This is a genomic window from Streptosporangium sp. NPDC049046 (genome assembly GCF_040649155.1).
GTDB lineage: Bacteria > Actinomycetota > Actinomycetes > Streptosporangiales > Streptosporangiaceae > Streptosporangium.
Map to the genome: position 1 here is coordinate 16,127 of NZ_JBEZEZ010000036.1, position 24,013 is coordinate 40,139.

General features: G+C 70.2%; 22 protein-coding genes and 1 tRNA gene. 6 read left to right on the forward strand and 17 right to left on the reverse strand.

The features are described 5' to 3' along the window. Positions 1 to 157: 157 nt before the first annotated feature. On the reverse strand, positions 158 to 1,321 hold the full coding sequence (locus tag AB0B96_RS34980) for a cysteine desulfurase family protein (protein WP_362905734.1): 1,164 nt from the start codon (positions 1,319 to 1,321) through the stop codon (positions 158 to 160). Next, positions 1,318 to 1,980: a metalloregulator ArsR/SmtB family transcription factor gene (locus AB0B96_RS34985; RefSeq protein ID WP_362905736.1), complete on the reverse strand. Its 663-nt coding sequence runs from the start codon at positions 1,978 to 1,980 to the stop codon at positions 1,318 to 1,320. The genes AB0B96_RS34980 and AB0B96_RS34985 overlap by 4 nt, the downstream gene beginning before the upstream one ends. A 56-nt stretch (positions 1,981 to 2,036) precedes the next feature. On the opposite strand from AB0B96_RS34985, the gene AB0B96_RS34990 reads away from it, so the two are divergent. The 3 genes from AB0B96_RS34990 to AB0B96_RS35000 all read left to right on the forward strand — a co-directional run bounded on the left by AB0B96_RS34990 (position 2,037) and on the right by AB0B96_RS35000 (position 6,015). Beyond that, a complete protein-coding gene (locus AB0B96_RS34990; protein ID WP_362905738.1) occupies positions 2,037 to 3,359 on the forward strand; it encodes an MBL fold metallo-hydrolase in 1,323 nt (440 codons plus the stop codon). Further along, positions 3,359 to 4,585, forward strand: a complete 1,227-nt coding sequence (locus tag AB0B96_RS34995; RefSeq protein ID WP_362905740.1) for an MFS transporter — start codon at positions 3,359 to 3,361, stop codon at positions 4,583 to 4,585. The genes AB0B96_RS34990 and AB0B96_RS34995 overlap by 1 nt, the downstream gene beginning before the upstream one ends. A gap of 77 nt (positions 4,586 to 4,662) precedes the next feature. Next, positions 4,663 to 6,015, forward strand: a complete 1,353-nt coding sequence (locus tag AB0B96_RS35000) for an aminotransferase class V-fold PLP-dependent enzyme (RefSeq protein ID WP_362905742.1) — start codon at positions 4,663 to 4,665, stop codon at positions 6,013 to 6,015. Positions 6,016 to 6,093: 78 nt separating this feature from the next. Here AB0B96_RS35000 and AB0B96_RS35005 read toward each other — a convergent pair whose 3' ends face one another. The 10 genes from AB0B96_RS35005 to AB0B96_RS35050 all read right to left on the reverse strand — a co-directional run bounded on the left by AB0B96_RS35005 (position 6,094) and on the right by AB0B96_RS35050 (position 14,874). Beyond that, on the reverse strand, positions 6,094 to 6,444 hold the full coding sequence (locus AB0B96_RS35005; RefSeq protein WP_362905744.1) for a DsrE family protein: 351 nt from the start codon (positions 6,442 to 6,444) through the stop codon (positions 6,094 to 6,096). Further along, positions 6,441 to 7,322 carry a phosphonate ABC transporter, permease protein PhnE gene (gene phnE, locus AB0B96_RS35010; protein ID WP_362905746.1) on the reverse strand — a complete coding sequence of 294 codons (882 nt, stop codon included), beginning with the start codon at positions 7,320 to 7,322 and terminating at the stop codon, positions 6,441 to 6,443. Before phnE ends, AB0B96_RS35005 begins: the two co-directional genes overlap by 4 nt. Further along, positions 7,319 to 8,071 carry an ATP-binding cassette domain-containing protein gene (locus AB0B96_RS35015; protein WP_362905748.1) on the reverse strand — a complete coding sequence of 251 codons (753 nt, stop codon included), beginning with the start codon at positions 8,069 to 8,071 and terminating at the stop codon, positions 7,319 to 7,321. The genes phnE and AB0B96_RS35015 overlap by 4 nt, the downstream gene beginning before the upstream one ends. Beyond that, positions 8,068 to 8,985: a phosphate/phosphite/phosphonate ABC transporter substrate-binding protein gene (gene phnD / locus AB0B96_RS35020; protein ID WP_362905749.1), complete on the reverse strand. Its 918-nt coding sequence runs from the start codon at positions 8,983 to 8,985 to the stop codon at positions 8,068 to 8,070. The genes AB0B96_RS35015 and phnD overlap by 4 nt, the downstream gene beginning before the upstream one ends. After that, positions 8,982 to 10,193, reverse strand: coding sequence for an acyl-CoA dehydrogenase family protein (locus tag AB0B96_RS35025; RefSeq protein ID WP_362905751.1), 1,212 nt, complete (start codon positions 10,191 to 10,193; stop codon positions 8,982 to 8,984). Before AB0B96_RS35025 ends, phnD begins: the two co-directional genes overlap by 4 nt. Positions 10,194 to 10,256: 63 nt before the next feature. Next, positions 10,257 to 11,606 (reverse strand): MFS transporter, encoded by a 1,350-nt coding sequence (locus tag AB0B96_RS35030; RefSeq protein WP_362905753.1) that lies wholly within the window; start codon positions 11,604 to 11,606, stop codon positions 10,257 to 10,259. 63 nt (positions 11,607 to 11,669) lie between these two features. Beyond that, on the reverse strand, positions 11,670 to 12,938 hold the full coding sequence (locus AB0B96_RS35035; RefSeq protein WP_362905754.1) for an AarF/ABC1/UbiB kinase family protein: 1,269 nt from the start codon (positions 12,936 to 12,938) through the stop codon (positions 11,670 to 11,672). After that, positions 12,935 to 13,639, reverse strand: coding sequence for a hypothetical protein (locus tag AB0B96_RS35040; protein WP_362905756.1), 705 nt, complete (start codon positions 13,637 to 13,639; stop codon positions 12,935 to 12,937). The genes AB0B96_RS35035 and AB0B96_RS35040 overlap by 4 nt, the downstream gene beginning before the upstream one ends. 21 nt (positions 13,640 to 13,660) lie before the next feature. Next, entirely contained in the window at positions 13,661 to 14,392 is a 732-nt protein-coding gene (locus AB0B96_RS35045) for a DUF6073 family protein (protein WP_362905758.1), read from the reverse strand. Positions 14,393 to 14,430: 38 nt separating this feature from the next. Further along, positions 14,431 to 14,874 (reverse strand): hypothetical protein, encoded by a 444-nt coding sequence (locus AB0B96_RS35050; RefSeq protein ID WP_362905760.1) that lies wholly within the window; start codon positions 14,872 to 14,874, stop codon positions 14,431 to 14,433. A 201-nt stretch (positions 14,875 to 15,075) separates the two neighbouring features. Here AB0B96_RS35050 and AB0B96_RS35055 point away from each other — a divergent pair. Then, positions 15,076 to 15,169: transfer RNA gene (locus tag AB0B96_RS35055), tRNA-OTHER, on the forward strand. Positions 15,170 to 15,212: 43 nt separating this feature from the next. Next, positions 15,213 to 16,970 carry a selenocysteine-specific translation elongation factor gene (gene selB, locus AB0B96_RS35060; RefSeq protein WP_362905762.1) on the forward strand — a complete coding sequence of 586 codons (1,758 nt, stop codon included), beginning with the start codon at positions 15,213 to 15,215 and terminating at the stop codon, positions 16,968 to 16,970. Between the two features lie 108 nt (positions 16,971 to 17,078). On the opposite strand, the gene selA is transcribed toward selB, so the two are convergent. The 4 genes from selA to AB0B96_RS35080 form a co-directional block, all read right to left on the reverse strand. Continuing rightward, on the reverse strand, positions 17,079 to 18,491 hold the full coding sequence (selA, locus tag AB0B96_RS35065) for an L-seryl-tRNA(Sec) selenium transferase (RefSeq protein WP_362905764.1): 1,413 nt from the start codon (positions 18,489 to 18,491) through the stop codon (positions 17,079 to 17,081). Positions 18,492 to 18,502: 11 nt separating this feature from the next. Beyond that, on the reverse strand, positions 18,503 to 19,570 hold the full coding sequence (gene selD / locus AB0B96_RS35070) for a selenide, water dikinase SelD (RefSeq protein ID WP_362905766.1): 1,068 nt from the start codon (positions 19,568 to 19,570) through the stop codon (positions 18,503 to 18,505). Positions 19,571 to 19,662: 92 nt separating this feature from the next. After that, positions 19,663 to 20,214, reverse strand: coding sequence for a peroxidase-related enzyme (locus AB0B96_RS35075; RefSeq protein ID WP_362905768.1), 552 nt, complete (start codon positions 20,212 to 20,214; stop codon positions 19,663 to 19,665). Positions 20,215 to 20,378: 164 nt separating this feature from the next. Then, a complete protein-coding gene (locus AB0B96_RS35080) occupies positions 20,379 to 21,035 on the reverse strand; it encodes a winged helix-turn-helix transcriptional regulator (RefSeq protein WP_362905770.1) in 657 nt (218 codons plus the stop codon). Between the two features lie 79 nt (positions 21,036 to 21,114). Between AB0B96_RS35080 and AB0B96_RS35085 the strand changes: the two genes are divergently transcribed. After that, positions 21,115 to 21,708 (forward strand): peroxidase-related enzyme, encoded by a 594-nt coding sequence (locus AB0B96_RS35085; protein ID WP_362905772.1) that lies wholly within the window; start codon positions 21,115 to 21,117, stop codon positions 21,706 to 21,708. Here AB0B96_RS35085 and AB0B96_RS35090 read toward each other — a convergent pair. Continuing rightward, positions 21,695 to 23,938 (reverse strand): ATP-dependent Clp protease ATP-binding subunit, encoded by a 2,244-nt coding sequence (locus tag AB0B96_RS35090; RefSeq protein ID WP_362905774.1) that lies wholly within the window; start codon positions 23,936 to 23,938, stop codon positions 21,695 to 21,697. The two genes, AB0B96_RS35085 and AB0B96_RS35090, sit on opposite strands and share 14 nt — an antisense overlap. Between the last annotated feature and the right edge of the window lie 75 nt (positions 23,939 to 24,013).

The following is a 24,013-nucleotide window of genomic DNA, read 5'->3' on the forward strand; positions in this document are numbered from 1 at the left end:
AATGGGTGTTCCGGACGAAGACGGGAGCGTGATCTGCGCCTTTGCCCGGAGCTCCAGCCCTTCGGTTCCAGGAAGACGATCCACCAGAAGGCGATCCGAATCGACGGCCGTGAGATTCGCCTAGCGTGTCTGGGCGGAGCCTTGGACACCGCACGCGTCAAATGGACGCTCGGCGAGATATCACGTCATCGGAGGCGGCGACGAGCAAGGCCGCGGCCCGGTCGACGTCGGCCTCCGTCGTCCAGCGGCCGAGCGACAGCCGGATCGCCGACAGCGCGCGTTCGCGGTCCAGGCCCATCGCCGTCAGCACGGTGGAGGGCTCCGGGTCGCCGGTGTGGCAGGCCGAGCCTGTCGCGGCGGCCAGACCGGGCAGGTTCGACAGCAGATCTCGGGTGAGCACGCCCGGCAGGCTCACATTGAGGGTGCCGGGCAGCCGCTGCTCGGGATGACCGTTCAGCCGTACGCCTCCGGGCCGGTCCGCGTCGAGCCGCTCGTGCAGGCGATCACGGAGGCGCCTGATCCGGGACTTCTCCGCCACCATCCCCTCCCTCGCCAGCCGAGCGGCCTCGCCGAGCGCCACCGCGAAGGCCACGTTCTCGGTGCCGGACCGCCGACCGCCCTCCTGCCCGCCGCCCGGGATGAGCGGCTCGACGACGACGCCCTGGCGGACGTACAGGGCTCCGACCCCCTTGGGGGCGTAGAACTTGTGACCTGCGACGGTCAGCAGGTCCACGCCCAGGTCGGCTACCGAGAGAGGGATCTTGCCGACCGCCTGGGCGGCATCGGTGTGGAACAGGGCACCGTGCTCACGGGCGACCGCGGCCAGTTCGACGACGGGCTGCAGGGTGCCGGTCTCGCCGTTGGCGAGCATGACCGACACCAGCCGGGTTCGCGGGGTCAGGGCGCGGCGGACGTCCTCGGGATCCACCCGGCCGGATCCGTCGACCGGCAGGAGGGTGATCCGGACACCGGAGCGTTCGAGGGCGGCGCATGTGCGTAGCACCGCCGGATGTTCGGTGACCTGGCTGATCAGGTGGTCACCCGGCGTCAGGGCCGGGCCGCGCAGGGCGAGGACGTCGGACTCCGACCCCCCGGAGGTGAACACGATCTCCCCCGGCCGGGCGCCGATCAGCGCGGCCACCTGGGCACGGGCTTCGATGAGGGCTCGCCGGGGCTCGTCCGCGTAGGTGCCCGCGGTCGAGGGGTTGCCGAAGTGGGTCTCGATGTACGGCCGCGCCGCCTCGGCCACCCGGGGGTCCACCGGTGTGGTGGCGTTGTGGTCCAGGTAGACGACGTCGTCGCGGAGGCCCGGCGGTCTCATGAGGCGACCGGCAGTCCCTCCGCGTGCCACTGCGGCCATCCGTCGACCAGAAGCCGCGCGTCGAACCCCGCCTCCCTCAGCATCCGCACGGCCTCCGGCGCCATCACGCAGAACCGGCCACGGCAGTAGGCCACGATCAAACTGTCACGGGGCAGTTCGGCCAGACGGGTGGCCACCTCGTCGTGAGGCATCGACACGGCTCCGTCGATATGGCCTGCGGCGAACTCCTCGGCGGGCCGCACGTCGAGCACGACGACCTCACCCCGTCCCATCAGCTCGGCCAGCTCCCGGCGTTGGAGGAGGGGGTGCAATGCCTCCACGTCACCCAGGTAGTCACGGGCCGCCTTCTCCGCGTCGGGCAACGCGTCCGCGGCCATCGACTTGAGGGATTCGACGAAGGCGTGGACGGACGGGTCGGCCAACCGGTAGAAGATCTTGACGCCGGATCGGCGGGCCTTCAGCAGGCCGGCATACTGCAGCACTTTGAGCTGGGCGGATGTGTTGCTGAGCTTCCATCCGCACGAGGTGGCCAGGTCCTCGACACTGCGTTCGCCCTGGGCCAGCACGTCGATCAGCTCCAGTCGCAACGGGTTGGCCAGCGCCTTGCCCATGCGTGCGAACTGTTCGTAGAGCAGAGACTTGCGCTCGCGGTCACTCATATACCATCCTCCAAATACTTATGGAATATCGTATCAGCAACCCGGGAGGTGGCACAGTGGACGCGCACGTCATCCCGCTCGTCGACGAAGGGCTCGGAAACACGGCATACCTCGCCGACCTGGGAGACGGACGGGCACTGGCCGTGGACGCATCGCGCGACCTGCGACAGCTCAGGGCGGCCGCGGAACGACACGGGTTGAAGATCGCCTTCGCGGCGGAGACCCACCTGCACGCGGACTTCCTGTCCGGCGCCCGTCAACTCGCCGCCGACGACGGGGCGGCGATTCTCGCCTCCGCCTCCGGCGGCCGGGAGTTCCCCCATGTCAGCCTGCGCGACGAGGACGAGTTCGACCTGGGCGGACTGACACTCCGGGCTCTGGCCACCCCAGGTCACACGGTCGAGCACCTCTGCTACGTGCTGCTCGACGGCGACCGGCCACTCGGAGTCTTCACCGGAGGCTCCCTGATCGTCGGCTCGGCGGCCCGCACCGACCTCGTCGATCCGGCCCGCACGGTCGAACTCGCGCACGCCCAGTACGCCTCGCTGCGGCGTCTGGCCACGCTGCCCGACGCGACGCACGTGTGGCCCACCCACGGCGCCGGTTCGTTCTGCTCGGCGCCTCCGGGCGCCGAACGCACCTCGTCGATCGGCGTCGAGAAACGCACCAACCTGCTGTTTCAGGCTGACAGCCCGCAGAGCTTCGCGGAACGCCTGCTGGCGGGGTTGGGCTCGCACCCCTCCTATTTCGCGGACCTGCCCGAGGTGAACCGGAGGGGACCCGCCGTCGTCGGCGAGCGGCCCTTGTTGAAGCCCGTCGATCTCGCCACCGTGGCGCGGGCGGGCGCGGTCGTGGTGGACGTGCGGCCGGTGCTGGACTTCGCGCGGGAACACGTGCCCGGGTCCGTGTCGATTCCGCTGCGCGGCCAGTTCGCCACCTGGCTGGGCTGGATCGTGACCGCCGGCAGCACGCTGGCGTTCGTGCGCAATCCCGCGCAGGATCCGGCCGAGATCGTCTGGCAGGCGCTCAAGGTCGGGTACGACGCCATCCTCGGCGAGCTGGACGAGGGCTGGAAGATGATCGCCGACACCGCCGACGTGATCGGTCCCGCCGAGGTCGGCGCGGCCCGGGTGATCGATGTGCGCCAGGAGTCGGAGTTCCAGACCGGTCACCTGCCGGACGCCGACAACGTGGAACTCGGCAGAATCGGCGCGTTCACACCGACGGACGGGCCTGTGGTGGTGATGTGCGGCCACGGCGAACGCGCCGCGACGGCGGCCAGCCTGCTGCGACGACGGGGGCACCAGGCGGTGCGCATCCTGTCGGGCGGCCCGGCCGACTGGTCGCGCCTGACCGGAATTCCGCTGGAGCGCGGCTGATGACGCGTGCGCCCCGCCTGGGGCTGCGCGCGAATCTCCCCCAGTTTCTCCTGCTCGTCCTCGTCAACGCCCTGGTGGGCGGCACCCTCGGCCAGGAGCGGGCGGTGCTGCCGCTGCTGGCCGAGCAGGAGTTCGCACTGAGCGCGTACACGGCGCTGCTCACCTACATCCTGGTGTTCGGGTTGTCGAAGGCCGCCGCCAACTTCTTCGCGGGCACCCTGTCGGATCGGTACGGCCGCAAGCCGGTGCTGGCGGCGGGATGGCTGGTCGGACTGCCGGTGCCGCTACTGATCATCTGGGCGCCCGAGTGGGGGTGGGTGATCGCGGCCAACGTGCTCCTCGGCGTCAACCAGGGGCTCACCTGGTCGACGACCGTCATCATGAAGATCGATCTGGTCGGGCCGGAACGCCGAGGCCTGGCCATGGGCTTCAACGAGTCGGCCGGATATCTGGCAGTCGCGGTGACCGCCCTGGTGACCGGGTATCTGGCCGAGCTGTACGGGCTACGGCCCGCCCCCTTCCTGCTCGGCCTCGCCTACGTGGTCATCGGGCTCGGGCTCTCCGTCCTGCGGGTCAGGGAGACACGGGAGTTCGTGTCGCTGGAGGCGAGTGATGACGAGCGCCGGTCGACCAGGGACGTCTTCGTCACCACCAGCGTCCGTGACCCCTCCCTGTCGGCGGCCAGCCAGGCCGGGCTGGTGAACAACCTCAACGACGGTGTGGCGTGGGGGTTGTTCCCCGTGTTGTTCGCGGCGGAAGGGCTGAATCTGGTCGAGATCGGGGTGCTGACGGCGGTGTTGCCCGCCGTCTGGGGCGTGGGCCAGATCGCCGCGGGTGCCCTCTCGGATCGGTGGGGCCGCAAACGCCTGATCATGGGCGGCATGTTCCTCCAGGGTGGGGCGCTGGCCTGGATCGCCGCCGCCGACGGATTCCTGCCGTGGACGGCGGCGACCGCGCTGATCGGCGCGGGCACCGCCATGGTCTACCCGACGTTGCTGGCGGCCGTGGGGGACGTCGCGCATCCGTCGTGGCGGGCGAGGGCGGTGGGGGTCTATCGGCTGTGGCGTGATTTCGGATTCGCGGTGGGAGCGCTCATGGCCGGTCTGCTCGCCGACTCGTTCGGCATCCGCACCGCGGTGGTCGCCACGGCGGCGGTGACGGCGCTGTCCGGCCTGGTCGTCGCGCTGCGGATGAAGGAGACCCGGCCCGGTCATCCTGCCGCCTGAGCGTTACTTTAGATTCATATAGCTCAATGTTAGGCTTGAGAAATCTATAGCTCGCTCTGCCCTGTGCAGGAGGCGTCATGACCGACCCCGCCAAGACCATCCCTCGTCGCTCGCTTTTCCTGGGCGCCGCCCTCGCCGGCGGCGGTCTGCTCGCCGGCGCGTGCTCGTCCGCGACCGCCGGCGCCGGCACGAGCGGCGCCCCGGCCCCCACCACACCCCCCATGTTCAACCCGCGTGACTGGACATCGGTGCGGGCGCAGTTCCCGCTCACGCCCAACCTGGCGCACTTCTCGGCCTTCATGCTGTCCTCCCATCCGGCGCCGGTGACCGCCGCCATCACCGGGTTCCGGCAAGGGCTGGACACCAACCCTGTCGAGTTCGGCATGGGCATGGCCGACTTCGAGTTCAGCTCGCGGGCCCGGCAGGCACTGGCCAAGTACATCGGAGCCCAACCCGGCGAGATCGCCCTCACCGACAGCGCCACCATGGGCATCGGCCTGCTGTACGGCGGCCTGGAGTTACGCGAGAACGACGAGATCCTCACCAGCGCGCACGAGTTCTACTCCACCTACGAGGCGGTCAGGCTACGAGCCACCGCGACCGGCGCCAAGGTGCGCACCATCCGTCTCTACGACGACCCGGCCCGGGCGCGGGCCGACCAGATGGTCGCCCGCCTCAAGGCCGCGATCACGTCACGGACGCGGGTGCTGGCGATGACCTGGGTGCACTCGATCACCGGCGTCAAACTGCCGGTGAAGCAGGTCGCGGACATGCTCGTGAAGGTGAACGCCGAGCGTTCGGAGCCCGACCGGGTGCTGCTGTGCGTGGACGGCGTGCACGGCTTCGCCGCCGAGGCCGTCACCATGAAGGACCTCGGAGCCGACTTCTTCATCACATCCACTCACAAGTGGTTGTTCGGTCCGCGCGGCACAGGCTTCGTGTGGGGCACTCCCGCCGCCTGGCGGCGGCATCGTCAGATCATCCCGAGCTTCTCGATGCCGGCCTTCCAGGGCTGGTTCACCGGCCAGCCACCCGCCGGGGCGCCAGGAGACCTCGCGACGCCCGGCGGCTACCACACCTTCGAGCACCGCTGGGCGCTTCCCGCGGCGGTGGAGTTCCACCAGGCCATCGGCCCCGCGCGGGTCGCCGAGCAGATCAGGACGCAGGCCGAGCAACTCAAGGCCGGGCTCGCCGCGCTCCGGCACGTCCGTCTGGTGACGCCACGGTCGGCCGAGGTGTCGGCGGGTGTCGTCTGCTGCGCGGTCGAGGGCATGCACCCCGATGCCGTGGTGGAGCGACTGGCCAAGGAACACCGGGTCGCGGCGGCGGCCACGCCCTACCGGGAGACGTACGTGCGGTTCGGGCCGAGCATGGTGACCACATCGCAGGAGGTGGACAAGGCCCTGAAGGGCATGGCCTCACTCGTCTGAGACGAAGGAACCGGCCGGGCCCTGACAGGCCCGGCCGGTTTCGTCTTTCCCGCGGTCAGACTCGATCGGAGACCGAGATCAGACGTTGATGGTGCGATCGGCCCACATCGTCCAGGTGGCCAGTTCCTTCATCGAGGAGCGGTGGGCGCCGGTGACCACGTTCTCCTCGTTGATGCCGCGCGCGTCCAGGCACGCGCCGCAACAACCCACATCGGCGTTGCGGGACACCAGCCCCCGGATCATGTTTCCCAGGTTGTAGTAGCCGTCCGGGGTCTTCTGACCGGCAGCCGCCGCGGCCACGGCATCGCCGAACAGGAAGACCCGGACCTCGTTGACGTCGTCCTCCAGCATCTGCCGGGCCCAGCGGATGCCGTTGTAGGTGCGCTCGGTGCCGTAGGGCGGGTCGTGCAGGACAAAAAGGATCTTCATCGTCGGCTCCTCCAGAGCAGAGATCGGATCGCGGACGGCACCCCGCCGCCCGTACGCTCGGAGGCCGCCCCAAGGCGCCCCCGGAAGATCTTCGAGATGCGGTCCACGGCGATGACGAGGATCACCACCGAGGCCATGAGCGTGGCCAGTTCCTGGTAGCGAAACAGGTTCAGGGCGATACCGAGGGCCTGGCCGATGCCGCCCGCCCCGACGAATCCGATGACCACGGAACTGCGGATGTTGCACTCCCACTGGTAGAGGATCTGGGAGGCGATCACCGCACGGGCCTGCGGCACGATGCCGAGGAGGGCCGTCGTCAGCCGGGAGCCGCCGGTCAGTCGCATCGCCTCGACCGGCCCGGGGTCGACGGCCTCGAGTTGCTCCGAGCAGAGTTTCGCCAGCACTCCCGCCGAGTGCAGAGCGATGGCGTAGACACCCGCCGCGGGACCGAGCCCGACCGTGGCGACGAACAACAACGCCCAGAGCAGCTCGTGCACGCTGCGCAGAGTGGTGGCGATCGCGCGCGCGCCGGCCGCCGGCCAGCGCGGGGCCTGCACGTTCCCGGCCATCAGCACGGCGAGCGGCAGCCCGATGAGCGTGCCGAGCAGCAGCGCGGCGACCGAGATCTGCACGGTCTCGACGGCCGCGGTGAAGACCCGGCCGAGCAGGTCGGCGTCCAGATCGGGCGGGAACAACCCACCGATGATCTGGGCGGCGCCCTCCCTGCCCTCGATGAGGGAGCCGAGACCGATCCCGGTACCCGCCACCGACCACGCCACGAGACCGAGGGCCGCGACCGTGACCACCACCCGGGGACCACGCCGGGGCTCGGGAGGCGGCGGCGAGACGGTGCGCGTCCGTTCCTCTTGAAGGGTCATGACATCATCTCCGCCGGTGGCCCGTAGATCTGTTCCAGCCGCCCGGCGTCGGGCGGATCGCCGTCATAGACGACGTGGCCGTCGCGCAGCGCGGCGACGCGGTCGAACCGGCGAGCCACGTCGAGGTCGTGGGTGGTGGCGATCAAGGTGGCGCCGCTGTTGCTCAGATGCTCCAGGGCGACCGCCGCGCGTACCGGGTCCAGCCCCGAGGTGCACTCGTCGGCCAGCAGCAGGCGCGGCGCGGTGAACAGGGCTCGGGCGAGCGCGACACGCTGCCTCTCCCCGCCGGAGAGGCGTTCGACGCGGGTCCGCAGCAGGCGGGTGATGTCGTGGATGGCGGCCAGTTCGGCGAGCCGCGCGGCGAACCTCGACGGCACTCCTCCGGCCAGCACGACGGCCCAGTCGACCGGCCGCCACGCGTGGGCGACCCCCGCCAGGATGTTGGTGCGCGCGGTGAGCCCGACGATCAGGTCGTCGCGTTGCCGTACACACCCGATCCGGCGGCGCAGCGCGGTGATCTCGGCACGGCGGCCGAACGGGTCGGCGCCGTCGATCGAGACCTCCCCGCCGGAGGGGCGAACGGCGCCGATGATGACGCGGAGCAGCGTGGTCTTGCCCGCTCCCGATGGACCGAGCAGCGCGACCCGCTCCCCCGGCCCGACCTTGAGATGTACTCCCGACAGGACGGTGCGCCCCCCGAAGGCCACCGTGACCCCGCCGACGTGCACCTCCATCGCCTCATCCGTCATGGCTGTTCTTGTCTCGGAGTCAGCAGCCCGAGGGCGGCGGCCTGCTCACGCACCTCGTCGTAATCCGCGGCGGTGACGGCGGCGTACTTCTTGGCCCGCATCAGGTCGAGCAGTTCCGGCTGGTCGATCGCGAGGAAGGCGTCAGTGACGGCCGTGCGCGCCGCCTCGGGCAACTCAAGGCGCGCCACCCACGGATACCCCATGACGTCACGGGTCTCGATCGCCCGCAGGGCGCCCTTGGGCACACTTCCCTGCTTCTCGAGGCGGTGCAGGATGCGCAGCTCGATGCCGCCCGCGTCGACGTCGCCCTTCGCGACCGCCTGCGCGGTGGCGTCGTGACCGCCGGTGAAGGTGACCGCCTTCAGCGGTGGGCAGGCCATCATGTCGCCGGTCTCGCATCGGGCCCCCGCCTGAGTGATCATGATGCGGGGATAGAGGCTGCCGGAGGTGGAGCTGATGTCGCCGAAGGCGAAGGTGCCGCCGCCCGCGACGACGTCCCCGGTGGTCTTGTACGGCGACCCGGTCTTCACCACCACGGCGGACAGGTATTCGGGCGTCCCGGTCTCCTGGTCGACCTCGGTGACCAGCGGCACCACCTTCGTCTGCGCCTCCGCCTGGACGTAGGTCAGCCCGCCGAGGTAGGCGACGTCGAGTTTGCCCGCGGAAAGGGCGGCGACCACGCCGGCGTAGTTGGTGGCCACGAACAGCTCCACCTCGGTACCGAGCTTGCCCGCCAGATAGGCACGGAAGGGTTCATACTGGGCGCGCTGCTTCTCCGGGGAGATGTTGGGCACCACGCCCACCCGCAGTTTCGCCGGGATCCCGGCTGCCGTGTGGGCCGCGTGACCGCCGGATCCGCAGCCGACGGCGGCCAGCAACAGGGCGACGACGACGGCGAGCAGTCTCCTGGTCATCGTCCCTCCCCGCCGGGCATCGTGAACGGCGCGACCGGGGCGAGTTCGACGCCAAGGGCACTGGCGCCGATCAGCTCGCGGCCGGTGCGGTTGTTGATCGGCATGAACAACCCCGCCTGCACGTCACGCCAGATCCGCTCGTAGGCGGAACCGCGCCGATAGGCCGCGCCGCCCACGACGTCGATCAGACGCGTCATCACCGCGGCGGCGTTGTTGGTGCAGACGTTCTTGACCAGCGCGCAGCGGGCCAGTCCTTCCTGCACGCCGAGCCGGCTCACCAGAGCCCCGCCGGCGACGTCGGCGGCGTGCCGCTGGAGCATCGCCCTGCTGGTCTCGATGGCGATCTCTGCGTCGGCGATCGCGTCCTGGACGCGGGCGTCCCGCTGGAGGCCGTTACGGCGGGCGAGGTCGACGGCGTAGTCGAGGGCCGCGACGGCCAGGCCCGTGTAGACGGCGCCGAAACTCGGCGTGGTCCACGAAAGGATCATGTCGAGCACCTGGACGTCGAAGTGACCGACCGGGATCGCCTGCAAGACGGCCATGTCGGGCACGAACATGCCGTCGAACACGATGTCGTCGCTCCGGGTGGCCCGCATGCCGAGGGTGTCCCAGGTCGGCTCGATCGTCACTCCCGGCGCGCTCGGGTCGACCATCACGATGAGCACGCGCGGTCCTTCGGGGCCGTCGTCCCAGCGGGCGGTGGCGGCCCACATCGTGGCGATCGCACTGTTGGTGCCGAAGGTCTTGCGTCCGTGCAACCGGAAGCCGCCGGGGACCTTGGTGGCCTTGGTCCTGGCGTCCATGAAGAGGGCCGGGATGCCGGGCTCACTCGCGATGGCGGCCAGCACGAGGCCGTCCTGCCCCGCGACGCGCAGCACCTGCTCCAGCGGCGGCGCCCCGGTGCGCCGCCAGGTCGCCGCCCACGATCCGAGCGGCGCGGCGTGCATGGCGTACGACAACGCGGTGGCGCCGTCGGCGGTGGCCAGACGCTCCAGCACCCGCAGCAGTTCGCCCTGGTCCGCGCCGAGGCCGCCCAGTTCCTCGGGCACGGTGAGCCGCAGGAGCCCGTGAGAGCGCAGGTCGTCGTAGTTGTCGGCGGGGAAGGTGTTGTCCCGGTCGTGCCGTGCCGCACGCTCGCCCAGGGCCGGGAGGACCTTGTCGGCTAGGGCGAGGAACGACTGTTCGCGTTCCGTCAGGAGCTGACGCATGGCTGATATCTCCTCGGGGCTCGATGAGATGGCGGACGCGCGGCGGGGGTGCCGCCGTCCGGGTCATGGACGGTTGGTGAGCGCGTCGTCGCTGACGTGCCGGGGCAGTAGGAACAGCCCGCAGATGGCGGAGAGCAGGGCGACCGCGGTGAGCACGGCCGCGGCGGTCGGATGGGCGCCGGGTCCGTGCTGAGCGATCCCGCCGATCACGGCGACGCCGAGCAGCGAGGCGGCCTGGCGCGCGGTGTTGAGCATGCCGGAGGCCGCGGGCACCAGATGGGGGGCGAGCCCGCGGATCGCCTCGGTGCTGGCCGGAGCCATGACGAGTCCCACTCCGACGCCGGCCAGCGCCAGCGCCGCCACCGTCGTGCCGAGGGCCGGCAACGCGAACCCGATGACACCGGCACCGAGGCAGGCCATTCCCGCCGCCATGATCGGGCCACCGCCGATCCGGTCGCTGAGCCATCCGGCGACCGGTGAGACGACCCCGGCCGCCACGGCCATCGGCAGCAGCGCCAGTCCCGTGTCGATCGCGTCGCCTCCGAGTTCACCCTGGATCCGTACCGAGACCAGGAGCATCAGCCCGGCGAGCACGCCGAACTGGACGGCACCGATCGACCCGGCGACCAGGAAGCCGCGCTCCCGGAACACGTCCGGCGGCATGAGAGGCGCGGGGTGCCGCCGCTGCCACGCCACGAATACGGCGATCAGCCCGGCGGCGGGCACCAGCCAGAGCAGCCGGCCTTCGCCGACCAGCGCGTAGGCGACCACGGCCAACCCCGTGCCGATCAGCACGACCCCTCCCCCGTCGAGCCGGGTCCGTACGGCCGTGCCACCGGACGGCACCCAGCGGCGGGCCAGCACCACGACGGCGAGACATACGGGGACGTTGACCAGGAAGACCCACCGCCACCCCCAGGTCGCGACGACCAGGCCGCCGCCGACGGGACCGAGGACGGCGGCCAGCGCCATCGTCGCGCTGACCAGGCCGAGCGCGGCACCGCGCCGTTCGGCGGGGAAGACGGCGGCGATCAGGGTGAGGGTCTGCGGCACGATCATCGCTCCGCCGACCCCCTGGGCCACCCGCGCGGCTACCAGCTGCGGCAGCGCGGGCGCCAGCCCTCCGGCGAGGGAGGCGAGGGCGAACACGACGACCCCGGCGAGCAGGAGGCGACGCGGGCCGTACATGCCGCCGAGCCGCCCGGCGGTGATCAGCAGGGCGGCGTAGGCGATGACGAATCCGTTGAAGACCCACAGGACGTCGTCGAGCCCGGCGTCGAACGACACGGTCAGGGCGGGGACCATCACCTGGACGACGGTCGAATCGATCATCACGACGAACGCGGCGAGACACAGCACGACGACCGAACCGGCCGCTCCGGGCGATTGTACGAGTTCCTCTCGGGTTGACATACGCACTCCCGGAACACAGGATCGGTCAGTACAATAACGTGATTAAAATTGATTACTTTAGAATTATATAGCTATATTCTCTGGAGTTCCCGAGGCTGTCAAGGGCGCCATCAGGAGACCGTGCATCACATAGGGAGCCGCCTCGATCTGGAAATCCATCAAGGGATGGAGACGCCGCACGGTCCCCTCCAGGGCCAGTAGGCAGAGAAGCGGGAACACGAATTCCGGCTCGGCGAAGACGGCGTATTCGCGTTGCAGGTCGAACAGCCTGACAGCGAAGGGACCCAACTCGAAGTCCTTGGCGACGGCGCCCGAACTGCGATTGACCAGTTCGGCCACCTCGCGTTGAAATCCAGTAACATCCGCCCCATTCGCAACACCGCGCGCACTGGCCAGAAGAATGCGCGCGCATAACTCACCGTCGCCTTTGATCATTCCGGCGAAGAATTGTGTGAACCGGGTCCGCGCCATTTCACTCAGCGGGAACATGAATCCGGCGTCGAGCACCACCACCTCGCCTCCGGGGCGGATGTAGGCGTTGCCCTGGTGCAGGTCGACGTGGATGAACCCGCGGACGAAGAGCATGTGGTAGACCGCGCGCACCAACGTGGTGACACCCCGCTCCACCGACGCGCGATCGCCGGGTTGCCCGGCCAGGTCCTCGGCGAAGGTCATCGTGATGACGCCACCGGCGGTGAGCTCGTCCACGGGTTCGGGGACGACGACCCCGTCCACGTCGGCGAGGTCTTCGCGCAGTCGGCGCAGATATCGCGCCTCCTGCGCGAAGTCGAGCTGCCCGCGGAGCGCGTCGCCCATCTGCCCGACGATGTCGGTCAGCGGCAACCGGGCAAACCGTGGCACCCGGGAGGCGAGACGGGCGAGGCCACTCACGATCGCGGTGTCGGCCGCGAAGCTGCGTACCACCTCCGGTCGCCTGACCTTGACCGCGAGGTCGCGCCCCTTCCAGGTCATGCGGTAGACGCAGGCGATGGAGCCGCTCGCGATCGGTGGACCGGCCAGCGCCGTCAGCATCTCGGCGGGGGGTTCGGCGAAGGCCCGGCGGGCCGCCGACAACGCCTGCCTGGCCGGCATCGGGGCGACGTGGTCGTGCAGGCGTCCCAGCTCCGCCGCCAGGACCTCCCCCACCACGTCGACCCGGGTCGCCAGCAACTGGCCGGTCTTCAGGAAGGCGCCGCCGAGCCGTTCGAGCAGGCGGGCGACCTCTCTCGCGAGCGCGGCCCGGCGCCGGACCGCGACCGCGACCACCGCCATCCGAGCGATCGCGGTCGTCACGTGGACGGCCACCTGGAGCAGTCGGACGGCCACGGTCATGACCTCGGCCCCGCCTCGGCCAAGGCGCGTGCCACCGCGTCGCGCAGCGACTCGGGACCGCCGTCGAAGTCGTCGGCGGCCAGCGGGACGGCAGGGCCGCTTCTGGTGAAGTCGGTCCGGTGCCCGCTGTCGAGCCGGGAGACGCGCACCCTGCGGGGCAACCAGTCGGCGGCGGAGCCCGCGAGTTCCAGGGCCTCCCACCTGCGGACCGGTTCACCTCGCTGCCGCACGACCCGCTCGACCACCACGCCGGTCCCGGGCACATAGCACTCGTCCACCATGAGACCGTCCATGGACGCCGGCCCCCGGTACGTGCGCCTTCCGGCCTCCTGCTCGTCGTCGGTGAGCTGGAGAACGGGATGCGACCACGCCATCAGGTCGACGTAGCCGATGTCGGTGAGCGGAAGGCAGTCGAAGACCAGACGGTCGACGACCTGGATGGGGCGACGCATGGTCGGCAGAAAGGTGCTGATGCGGCAGTCGCCGGCGTCGCGGTCCTCCTCCATCCAGACATAGGTGCCGAACAGCACATCGGGTTTGATCACGAAGATCGCGGTCACCGCCCGCTCCGGCGCAGCGGAGAAGCGGCGAGCGAACAGGTACCGCATCGGGTTGTGCCCGATGGCGGCCTCGACACCGAAGGCATAGGACGCGAGCCGGCCCGCGCGGAAATTCGCCCGAGCCGGCCCGGCAACGCGCACGTCATCCATCGCCTGGGGTGCCTACGCCAGCATTCGCGCCAGCTCGGCGGGCACCACGGCGCTGGTGATCGGGATGTGGTGCAGGAGGTTCCCGATCTCGATGTCGGCGGCGATCAGCTCACCGACCTGACGGCTCTCACCGTCGTACAGCGCGTAGTGCTTGGACGTCCGCGACACGTCCCCGATCGGGGGGACCATCGCGACCCGCGACTCCAGACGGACCACCTGGTCGCCCGTGTCGACGGTCGTGCCGAGCTGCTCTACCTCGAACCGAGGATAGATCATGGTGATACAGTCCTTGATGGGCATCGGTGACCCATCGTCTGGGGTGGGACTCGGCTTGACCCGCGCTCCCTCCGACTTGCCCGGTGTGTTCGACACCTTGACCTGACCGAAGATCTCGCTGTGCCCGGTCACCTGAAGCGACAGGAACTGGGCCGTGATCGTGGCGCTGGCCCAGTTCAGCTCGCCGGCGGCGTGCGGGTCGTGGCGACGGTAGATCGCCATGCCATGGAGGTCGACGATGTCCTCACCGAGACCGTCGATGCGCACGTGGATGCGCTCGCGGACGATGAACGTCTCCAAGGCCGACGGCGTCAGCGTGTAAGGGCGGATGGGGTAGAGGTTCCCCGGCCCTCCCCACGCGGAGTCGTGGCCCCGGACGACCTCCGCCGGAGAGAGGGTCGTGGGGTCGATGTCCGCCGCGACCCCCCTCTCCAGGAGTTGTCTGAGGATTCCCTGTGGTTCGCTCACAGTTCAACCTTTCAAGTGAGAGCGATGGTGAGTGTCCGTCAGCCGTCGAGTGACGACATCAGGACGTCGAGCGAATCGATGACGTGCGCGAAGTCCACGGTCCGCTCGCGGATGCGGGTCTTGTCGACCGTCTGGTCGCCAAGCTCGACCGCGAGCACCTCGATCAGCCGGTCGAGGTTGTTGTAGGCGACGCTCACCGGGAAGTGGGCGAGCGGAGCCTCGTGTTTGGGGTCTGCGGGAGGGCCGCCGGACTCCAGCAGGCCCGTCGATCCGCTCTGCCGCCGCCAAGCCTGCTCCACCGTCACGTCGTACCGGTGGAACGTCCCGTAGTAGTGCGGCTTCCAGCGCTCGCGGAGCTCGTTGGCGCTGATGCGCCGTTCGAGGTAGTCCACCGCGGCGGGGACGAACACCTCGCGGTACTCCTTGAGCAGGGGACCGACGTCCGGCGACGCCGTCGACAGTGGGCTGTCAGCGATGGTCATGTCGTCTCCCAACCAGGGCTCGGTAGGTCTGAGCGTCGATACTCAGTTGAGTACTTTAAATTAATATAGTCAAGCGGATGGCGAACCGAAGAGTTCCAATGAACAAAGCACCCTTTGAATAGCCTGAACAGCGCCCTCGGCGGGAAAAACCCGCCATCCCGCTGTTGACGCCACGGCTACAAATATCGTTAGTTACTTCGTGGAGGCGTTGGGTGCCTGGTGGCCCTCCCGGTCTACAAAACCGATGGGGCGGCGTTTGACGTCGCCGGCGGGTTCGATTCCCGTTCGCCTCCGCTTTCGCTCCGTCGCGGGATTCTTCAGGGTGAGGAGTGGCGCGTATGCACGTAGTGGCGACCGCCGGTCACGTCGATCACGGAAAGTCGACCCTCGTCCGCGCCCTGACCGGGATGGAGCCCGACCGCTGGGCCGAGGAACGTCGGCGAGGGCTCACGATCGACCTGGGATTCGCATGGCGCACCATGCCCTCGGGACGTTCGCTCGCCTTCGTCGACGTTCCCGGCCACGAGCGGTTCGTGACGAACATGATGGCCGGGATCGGGCCGGTGCCCGCCGTGCTCATGGTGGTGGCCGCCGACGAGGGATGGATGCCCCAGTCGGCCGAGCACCTGGCCGTCATCGACGCGCTGGGGGTACGCCACGGGCTTCTGGTGGTGACCCGGTCCGACCGCGGGGACGCCGAACTGGCCATCGAGGAGGCCCGGCTGGAACTGGTCGGCACCTCCCTCGACGGCGTACCCGCGGTGGCCGTCAGCAGCATCACCGGTGACGGCGTCGACGACCTGGTCACCGCGCTCGACGATCTCGTGGGCGCGCTGCCCGCGCCCGACGACGCGGCGCCGGTCCGGTTGTGGATCGACCGTGTGTTCACCGTCAAGGGCATGGGCACCGTCGTCACCGGCACGCTGCCCTCGGGCACCGTGAACGTCGGCGACGAACTTCAGCTCAGCCCCTCTGGCCGGGTCGTGAAGGTCCGCGGCATGGAGTCGCTGAAACGCAAGACCGAGAGGGTGACCGGCGTGGCCCGGGTCGCGCTCAACCTCAAGGGCGTCGACCTCGCCGACTGCGGGCGCGGCATGGCCCTGGTCTCCCCCGGCCGCTGGACGGTCACCGACACGCTCGACGTCCGGTTACGCGCGGGCACCTCCGACCTGCTGCCGCGTGAGTCCCTGTTGCATGTGGGCTCGGCGTCGGTGAGCGTGCGGGTGCGCCGCCTCGGCGAGACCACCGCCAGGCTCGTCCTCGACCACCCGCTGCCGCTGCACGTCGGCGACCGCGTGATCCTGCGCGACCCCGGCTCCCGGCGGGTCACCGGCCTGACCGTGCTCGACGTACGCCCGCCCTCGCTGCGACGGCGAGGAGCGGCGGCCCGGGTCGCGGACGAAATCGCCGACTGGCCGGACCCTCCGACCGCCCACCACCTCCTCGCCCGTCACCGCTACCTCAGGGAGGACGAGTTCGACCCGCTGGGTCTCACCGCGGTGGGCCGGAAGGTCGACGGCGACTGGCGGGTCGATCCCGCGTGGTGGGTGAGTCAGAGCCAGGGACTCGGCGCCCTGACCAAGGACTACGCGTTGCGCAACCCGCTCGTCCCGACCCTTCCCGTCGAGGTGGCCAGGCAACTGCTCGGCCTGCCCCACCGGCGGCTCGTGGAGGCGCTGGTCAGGCCACCGCTGAGAATAGAGGCCGGGCGCATCCACCGGCCCGCCGACCGGCCCAGGCTCCCCGAGGCGATCACGGCCGCCGTACGTCGCCTGGAGCGGGAACTGGAGACGACGCCCTTCCAGGCTCCGGAGGCGGTCCGGCTCGCGCAGCTCGGCCTGGACTCGCGGGCGGCGATCGCCGCCGCCAAGGTAGGCGCGGTGTTGCGGCTGGCCGAGGGAGTGGTACTGCCCCTGATCGCCGAGCCGCGCGCGGTGGAGATCCTTGAGGAGCTGCCTCAGCCGTTCACCGCGAGTGAGGCCCGGAGCGCGCTGGGCACGAGCCGCCGGGTTGTGATCCCCCTGCTCGAGTATCTGGATGAGCGCGGGCACACCGTACGGGTGGACAACGCGAGCCGGCGCGTGCGCTCCCGGTAGAGAGGCCGGATCCTCGATCACGGCCCGTCGCTCCTCGCTGTTCGTCTTCCTCCGCAAGGTGGCGGTTCGCGCAGCCTCCCGGCTACGGGCATCCGCGCGAAGGGAGCGTCAGGCCAGCACTGCCAGCAGTGCCTTCTCCAGTACTTCGTCCTCCTCGGGAGCGACCGTGCGCAGGTCGACCAGCACCCGGCCACGCTCGGTGCGCACGATCACCGGTGTCTCACCGGCGCGCAGCGCCGAGGTGACGGCCGACTCCCCCGACGGGCCGCAGTCGAGTTCGACCAGCACCGAGGGCAGTCGTTCGGCGGGCAGGCTGCCGCCGCCGACCATGCCCGTGCCCTCGCGCACCCGTGCACGTCGCCCGATCGAGCCGGCCAGCCTGGTGGCGCGACGGGTGAGGTCGTCGAGGGAGGCATCCAGCATGCGCCACACGGGCAGCTCACTCCGGCGGCCCCCCAAATGGGAGAGGAGCGTCGCTTCGAGAGCGGCCAGCGTGAGCTTGTCGATGCGCACGGCACGGGCGATCGGGTGCCGGGACAATCGCCGAACGAGAGTGTCGTCGCCGACGACGATGCCGGCCTGGGGGCCGCCGAAGAGCTTGTCGCCGGAGAAGACCGCCAGGTCCGTACCCGCCGCCAGGCTGTCGCGCAGGGTCGGCTCGTCGCCCATGCGGCCGGTGAGCAGGCCCGAGCCGAGGTCGTGCAGCAGGGGCAGGCCCGCCTCGCGCGCGACCGACACGAGCGCCGGCAGCGGCGGAGCGGCGGTGAAGCCCTCGATGCGGTAGTTCGACGGGTGCACCACCATCAGCATCGCGGTGCGGTCGGTGACGGCGTTCACGTAGTCGGCGACGTGGGTGCGGTTGGTCGAACCGACCTCGACAAGACGGGCTCCGGCGGCCTCCATGATGGCGGGGATGCGGAACTCGCCGCCGATCTCCACCAGTTCCCCGCGCGAGACGATCACCTCGCGGTCTCGCGCCAGGGTGCCCAGGGCGAGGAACAGCGCCGCGGCGGCGTTGTTGACGGCCAGCGCGCCGGGAGCGCCGCTCAGTTCGCGCAGCATCGTGTTCACGGTCGCACCGCGTTTGCCGCGGCCACCGGTGGCCAGGTCGAACTCGACCGTGGAGTACCCGGCGGCGGCGTTGACGGCCGCCCGCGCCGCCTCCGACAGCGGTGCCCGCCCGAGGTTGGTGTGCAGGACGACCCCGGTCGCGTTGATCACCGACCGGACCCGGCCGGCGTTCAGCGCCGCCAGCGAACCCGCCACCGTGGCGGCGATCTCTTCGGGGGATGGCACGGCTCCCCCGCCGGCGACCGAACGGCGCACCTCGTCCAGCACTCGCCGGGTCGTCTCCGCCACGAGGGGGCGCCCCCACGCGGCGGCCAGCTCGCACATCACGGGCAGGGCGAGCAGGACATCGGTCTTCGGCAGGGCTCGGCGGGGGTCGATGGCCGTGCTGTCGTGCCTTCCGAGGGAAAGCGTGCCGGTCGCGGCCGGTCGCGGCCCGGAGTCCATGGTCATCGTTCTCCTTCTCAGGCGCCGGCGTGTACGGATATACGTCCCGGGCGGCCAGGGACCACCTCGCCGATGACGGCTGTCGACAGGTCGTGTCGCCGGAGGTGGCCGACCAGGTCGGCGGCCGGCGGCGGGACGGCGAGGAGCAGCCCGCCGGAGGTCTGCGCGTCGTGCAACAGGACGGCGACCTCCTCGTCCACCGAGACCGCGATGTCGACCCAGTCGGTCAGGAAGCTCATGTTGGCCTTGGTGCCCCCGGACACGAAGCCCTTGGCGGCCAGTTCCCGCGCGTCGGGCAGCAGCGGCACGCGATCAGCGTCGATGCGCGCGGCCAGGCCGCTCGCGCTGAGCATGCGGCGCAGGTGGCCGAGCAGGCCGAACCCGGTGACGTCGGTCGCGGCGCGCACCCCGGCGGCCGTGGCCGCGCGGGCGGCGCCGGCGTTCAGGGCGGTCATCGAGGCGACGGCCTCGGTAAGGGTGGCGGGGTCGGCCGCGTCCTGTTTGAAGGCCGTCACGATGACGCCGGTGCCGAGGGGTTTGGTCAGCACGAGCAGGTCGCCGGGACGCGCCTTGTCGATGGTCATCAGATGCGCGGGGTCGGCCAAACCGATGACGGCCATGCCGTACTTGGGGACGGGGTCGGCGATCGTGTGGCCGCCCACCACGGCGCAGCCGCCCTCGGCGGCCTTGACGGACGCGCCGCGCATGACGTCGGCCAGCATCTCCAGCGGCAGTCCCTCGCCCGGCCAGGCGGCCAGGTTGAGCGCGGCGACGGGGCGGCCGCCCATGGCGTAGACGTCGGACATGGCGTTGGCGGCGGCGACCTGACCCCAGTCGTAGGGGTCGTCGAGGACGGGGGTGAAGAAGTCGGTGGTCAGGATGAGCGCCTGGCCGTCGCCCAGGCGCAGGACCGCGGCGTCGTCGCCCTCGCTCAGGCCCACCAGCAGGTCGTCGTCGGCTCCGGCCCCAAACCCGTTCAGGTTGGTCATGAGCGTCTCCAGCGACGCCTGCGGCAGTTTGCAGGCGCACCCGGCGCCGGGAGACAACGTGGTCAGTCGGATGGTGTTCGGGGTCTTTTCCCTCATGGCTGCCCTTCCCGGACGAGCGTCTTGCGGCAGAACAGGGGCGGCCGTCCCGGCGTGAGGCTCGACACCGCCGGGACAGCCACGGACGGCGATCAGTGGCCGGTGGCGCACATCCGATAACCGTCGTTGATGATCATCTGAGCCATGCCGGCGTAGGCCGCCGGGTCGTCGGGCACGATGGCCGCCAGCCCGTCGCAGTAGCGGTTGAACATGCAGAAAGCCGCCGAGATGAGCACCGAGTCGTGGATCTCGGTGTCGGTGGCTCCCGCCTGCCGGGCCGCCTCGACCAGTTCTGCCGTGACGGCGTGGCCTCCCTCGACCGTCGCAGCCGCGATCTTGATGAGGGCGCGCAGCTTGGGCGAGGCCGGGGCGCTGTCGACGTCGGCGATGACCTTGTCGACCAGGGATCGCCCGCCCTCGATCTGGGCGGCGCTGACCTCGGAGTGGGTGGAGGTGCAGAACTTGCAGTGGTTGAGCACGGACACATAGGTCGCGATGAGTTCCCGCTCCCCCCGTCCCAGCGAGTGGGGGCTGCGTAGCAGCGTCTCGGCCAGTTCACCGAGGGGGCGCCCCGTCTCCGGGCGGTACTGGAACAGACCGGGCGTGCCGGGGGCAAGCTCGGGGGACATGGCGATGTGCGGCATTGATCTCTCCTCTGGAAGTGGTGAGCAGGCCCGCGGGAGCCGCCGGACGAGCGTCGGACACGAACCGACACTTCCAGTAGAGGGCTTTAAGTTTATATAGTCAATATGAGCCGCTTGATCCTCTGCGATGGGATTCGCTTCATGCTTCTACATCAATGTGAAGCTCAGCCTACGGGAGCCATCAGTCCGAGCAGGACGCTGGAACGCACGATGGCGTCGGTGTCGCCGGTGAGCTGCAGCCTCCCCGAGGCCAGGGCCTCGAACGGCGTCAACCGCTTGGCCCCGATCTCGACGAAGGTGCGGGCGTCGGTGCGCGCCACGACGGCGGGCTCACTCTCGGCGGGCCCGTCCAGCGCGACGGGCACCCGTCCCGCGACCGCGATGTGGAAGACCACGTCGTCGACCCGGAACTCGTAGGACTCGTCGATGTCGGTGGCGCGCTCGGGGTCGATCATCGCCTGCACCGCGAGGAAGCCCCAGTGCGCCCGGGTCTCGACATCGTGAGCGGGCACGCCGAGGAAGTGCATCCCCCACCGGGCCAGTTGCAGAACCGGCTCCCGCAGCTCCTGGCCCAGCTCGGTCAGCACGTATCCATGGTCACGGGTCTGCGGGCGCGTGATGACGCCGAGCTCGTGGAGCACCTTGAGCCGTTCGGCGAGCAGGTTGGTGCCGATGCCGGGAAGCGCCTCCAGGAGCTCGCCGTAACGACGGGGGCCGAGCAGCATTTCCCGGACGATGAGCAGGGTCCAGCGCTCGCCGACGACGTCGAGAGCCGCCGCCAGCCCGCAGTACTGACCGTAGTTTCGGCGAACGTGACCCATGGCAGCCTCCTTGCTTCACCTGGCTACTTTAATTATACATAGAATTGAGAAGTTGTCCCGGCGACCCTCAGGAGCGCATATGACCCCCCGTCATCCTGGTGTCCGCGTCCCCGTCGTTGCGGAAAGTGCCGCCACCGGGGACGTCGCAGCCCTCTACACCGAGATCCGTGATCACTTCGGTCTCGGACTGGTGCCCGACGTCTTCAAGCTCGTCAGCACTCGCACACCGTTTCTCAAGGTCTTCTGGGACGGGTACCGTTCGGTCTTCGACGAGGACGGCGCACTGTCCCGCGACGTCAAGGAGCTCATCTCGGCGTTCGTCGCCCGGGAGGTGTCCTGCCGGTACTGCGTCGACGCGCACGTCCTGTTCCTCGACCTGCTGAACGCCGACGCCACGATGAAGGCGAGCCTGGCGGTGGCGGAGGTCGATCAGATGGACCTGCCCGAGCCGACGCGTGAGCTGCTACGCCTGTCCCGGCGCGTCACGAAGGAGCCGGACCGCATCACGGAAGCCGACTTCGCCAAGGCGCGAGCCTGCGGCTGGAGCGACGCGCAGATCCTGGAGGCCCTCTGGACGGCCTGCCAGTTCAACTGGGTGACCCGCATGGTCAGTGCGGCCGGGCTCGTCTCCCTGGGCCAGCTCGCGGAGCCGGAACCGATCAGAGAACGGTGAAGGTGAGCGACGGGTGGTCCTCGTCGGCCACCCCGAACAGCACCGTCCGGCCGGCTGTCAGCCTGCCGCTCAGCACCTGGGCCGACAGCGTGTCGTCGAGCTCGCGCCGGACGGTGCCGCGCAGCGGGCGCGCACCCATCGCCGGGTCGTGCCCGAGTCTGGCCAGGAACTCCCGCGCCGGGGTGGTCACCTCCAGGCGTACCCCGGCACTCTCGTAGAGGCGGCGCCCCAGGTCGGCGACGGCCATGTCGACGATGCGGAGCAGCTCGGCGTGCCCGAGCCGGGCGAAGACGAGGACCTCGTCGAGCCGATTGAGCAACTCGGGCCGCAGGTGCCGCCGCAGTTCCGCGTGCACCGGGGAGCCACTCGTCCCCTCCCCGGCGAAACCCGCGGCCGGATGGCCCGTCCTGCGGGCTCCCAGGTTGGTGGTGAGGATGACGACCGTACTGGTGAACGTGACCGTGCGGCCGTCACCGGAGGTCAGCCGCCCCTCCTCCACGAGCTGGAGCAGCACGTCCAGCACGTCCGGGTGGGCCTTCTCGATCTCGTCGAACAACACCACGCTGAACGGTTTGCGGCGGACCCTGTCGGTGAGCTGCCCACCGTCCTCGAAACCGGCGTAACCGGGCGGGGCACCGATGAGACGGGAGACGGAGTGGCGTTCGACGTACTCGCTCATGTCGAGCTGGATGAGGGCGTCGTCGGTACCGAACAACACCCCGGCCAGCGCCCTGGCCAGTTCGGTCTTGCCCACTCCGGATGGACCGGCGAACAGGAAGGAGCCGACCGGGCGGTCGGGGTCGGAGACCCCGGCCCTGGCCCGCCTGATGGCCGCGCCGAGCGAGGCGACGGCGGCGTCCTGGCCGACGACGCGGGCGCGAAGCTCGTCCTCCAGGCCGCGCAGCCGCGCCACGTCCTCAGAGGTCAGGCGTTCGAGCGGGATACCGGTCATCTCGGCCAGCACCTCGGCGACCAGGTCCTCGTCCACCTTGTCGAGGGCCTGGCCGCCCGCGAGGGAGCGAACCCGGGCCAGCGCCCCCGCCTCGTCGATGACGTCGACGGCCTTGTCGGGCAGCGCGCGGCCGGTGATGTGGCGGTCGGTCATTCGGGCGGCGGCGACCAGCGCGTCGTCGGTCACGACGACCCGGTGATGGGCCTCGTAGCGAGGGCGCAGACCCTTGAGGATGCCGATGGTGGCCGCGACGCTGGGCGCCTCCAGCGTGATCGGCTGGAAGCGGCGGTCCATGGTGACGTCACCGGCGAAGTACTTGCGGTACTCCTCGGGCGTGGTCGCTCCGATGAGACGCAGTTCGCCCCTGGCCAGCAGGGGCTTCACGATCGCGGCGGCGTCGAGCGCCCCGGCCCGGTCGCCGGCCCCGACCAGGGCGTGGATCTCGTCGACGAACAGCACCACACCGCCGTCACCCCCGGCCTCGTTGAGGATGGTGCGCAGGCGTTCCTCGAAGACACCGCGCTCCCGGGCGCCCGCGATCAGTGAGCCGAGATCCAGCGCGTACAGGCGTTTGTCGCGCAGTTCCTCCGGCACTGTCCCGTCCACCACCCGCTGCGCGAGCGCCTCGACCAGGACGGTCTTCCCCACACCCGGCTCGCCGATCAGCAGCGGGCTGTTCTTGGTACGCCGCAGCAGCACCTGCACCAGCCGGTCGAGCTCGTGTTCCCGCCCGATGACGGGATCGAGTTCACCCGCACGGGCGGCGTCGGTGAGACTGCGGCCGAACCGGGACAGCAGCAGGTCGACGGAGCGGACCGGGCCGGTCGCCGCCCTGATCGGCTCGGGCACCTGGTCGAGCAGTTCGAAGACCCGCTCGCGGACCCTGCCGGGATCGATCGACAGACCGCGCAGCACGGCGACGGCCGGATCGTCCTCGTCTGCGAGCAGGCCGAGCAGCATGTGTTCGGTGTCGACCGTGTCCTCGCCGAGGCGGCGGGCCTCCTCGGCGGCACGGGCCATCAGCCCTTTGGCGGGCTCCCCCAGCGGGATCGGGCCGGATGTGTGCACGAGTCCGGGGCCGACGACGATCTCGACCTGCTGGTGCACGAGGTCGAGATCGACCCGCATCTCCCGGAACAACGCCCCGGCGACGCCTCCGGCCTGGACCAGGCCGAGCAGCAGATGATCGGTGCCAATGGTGTTGTGGTTGAACATCCTGGCCTCTTCCTGGGCCAGGACGACCGCCTTGCGCGCGCGTGCGCTGAGCCGGTCCACCATCTCCGCTCCTCGCGTGGCCACCCCGTCATGGGGTCATTTTTTTTTGGATCTCGCTCCTCCGCCTCCAGCCGGGCC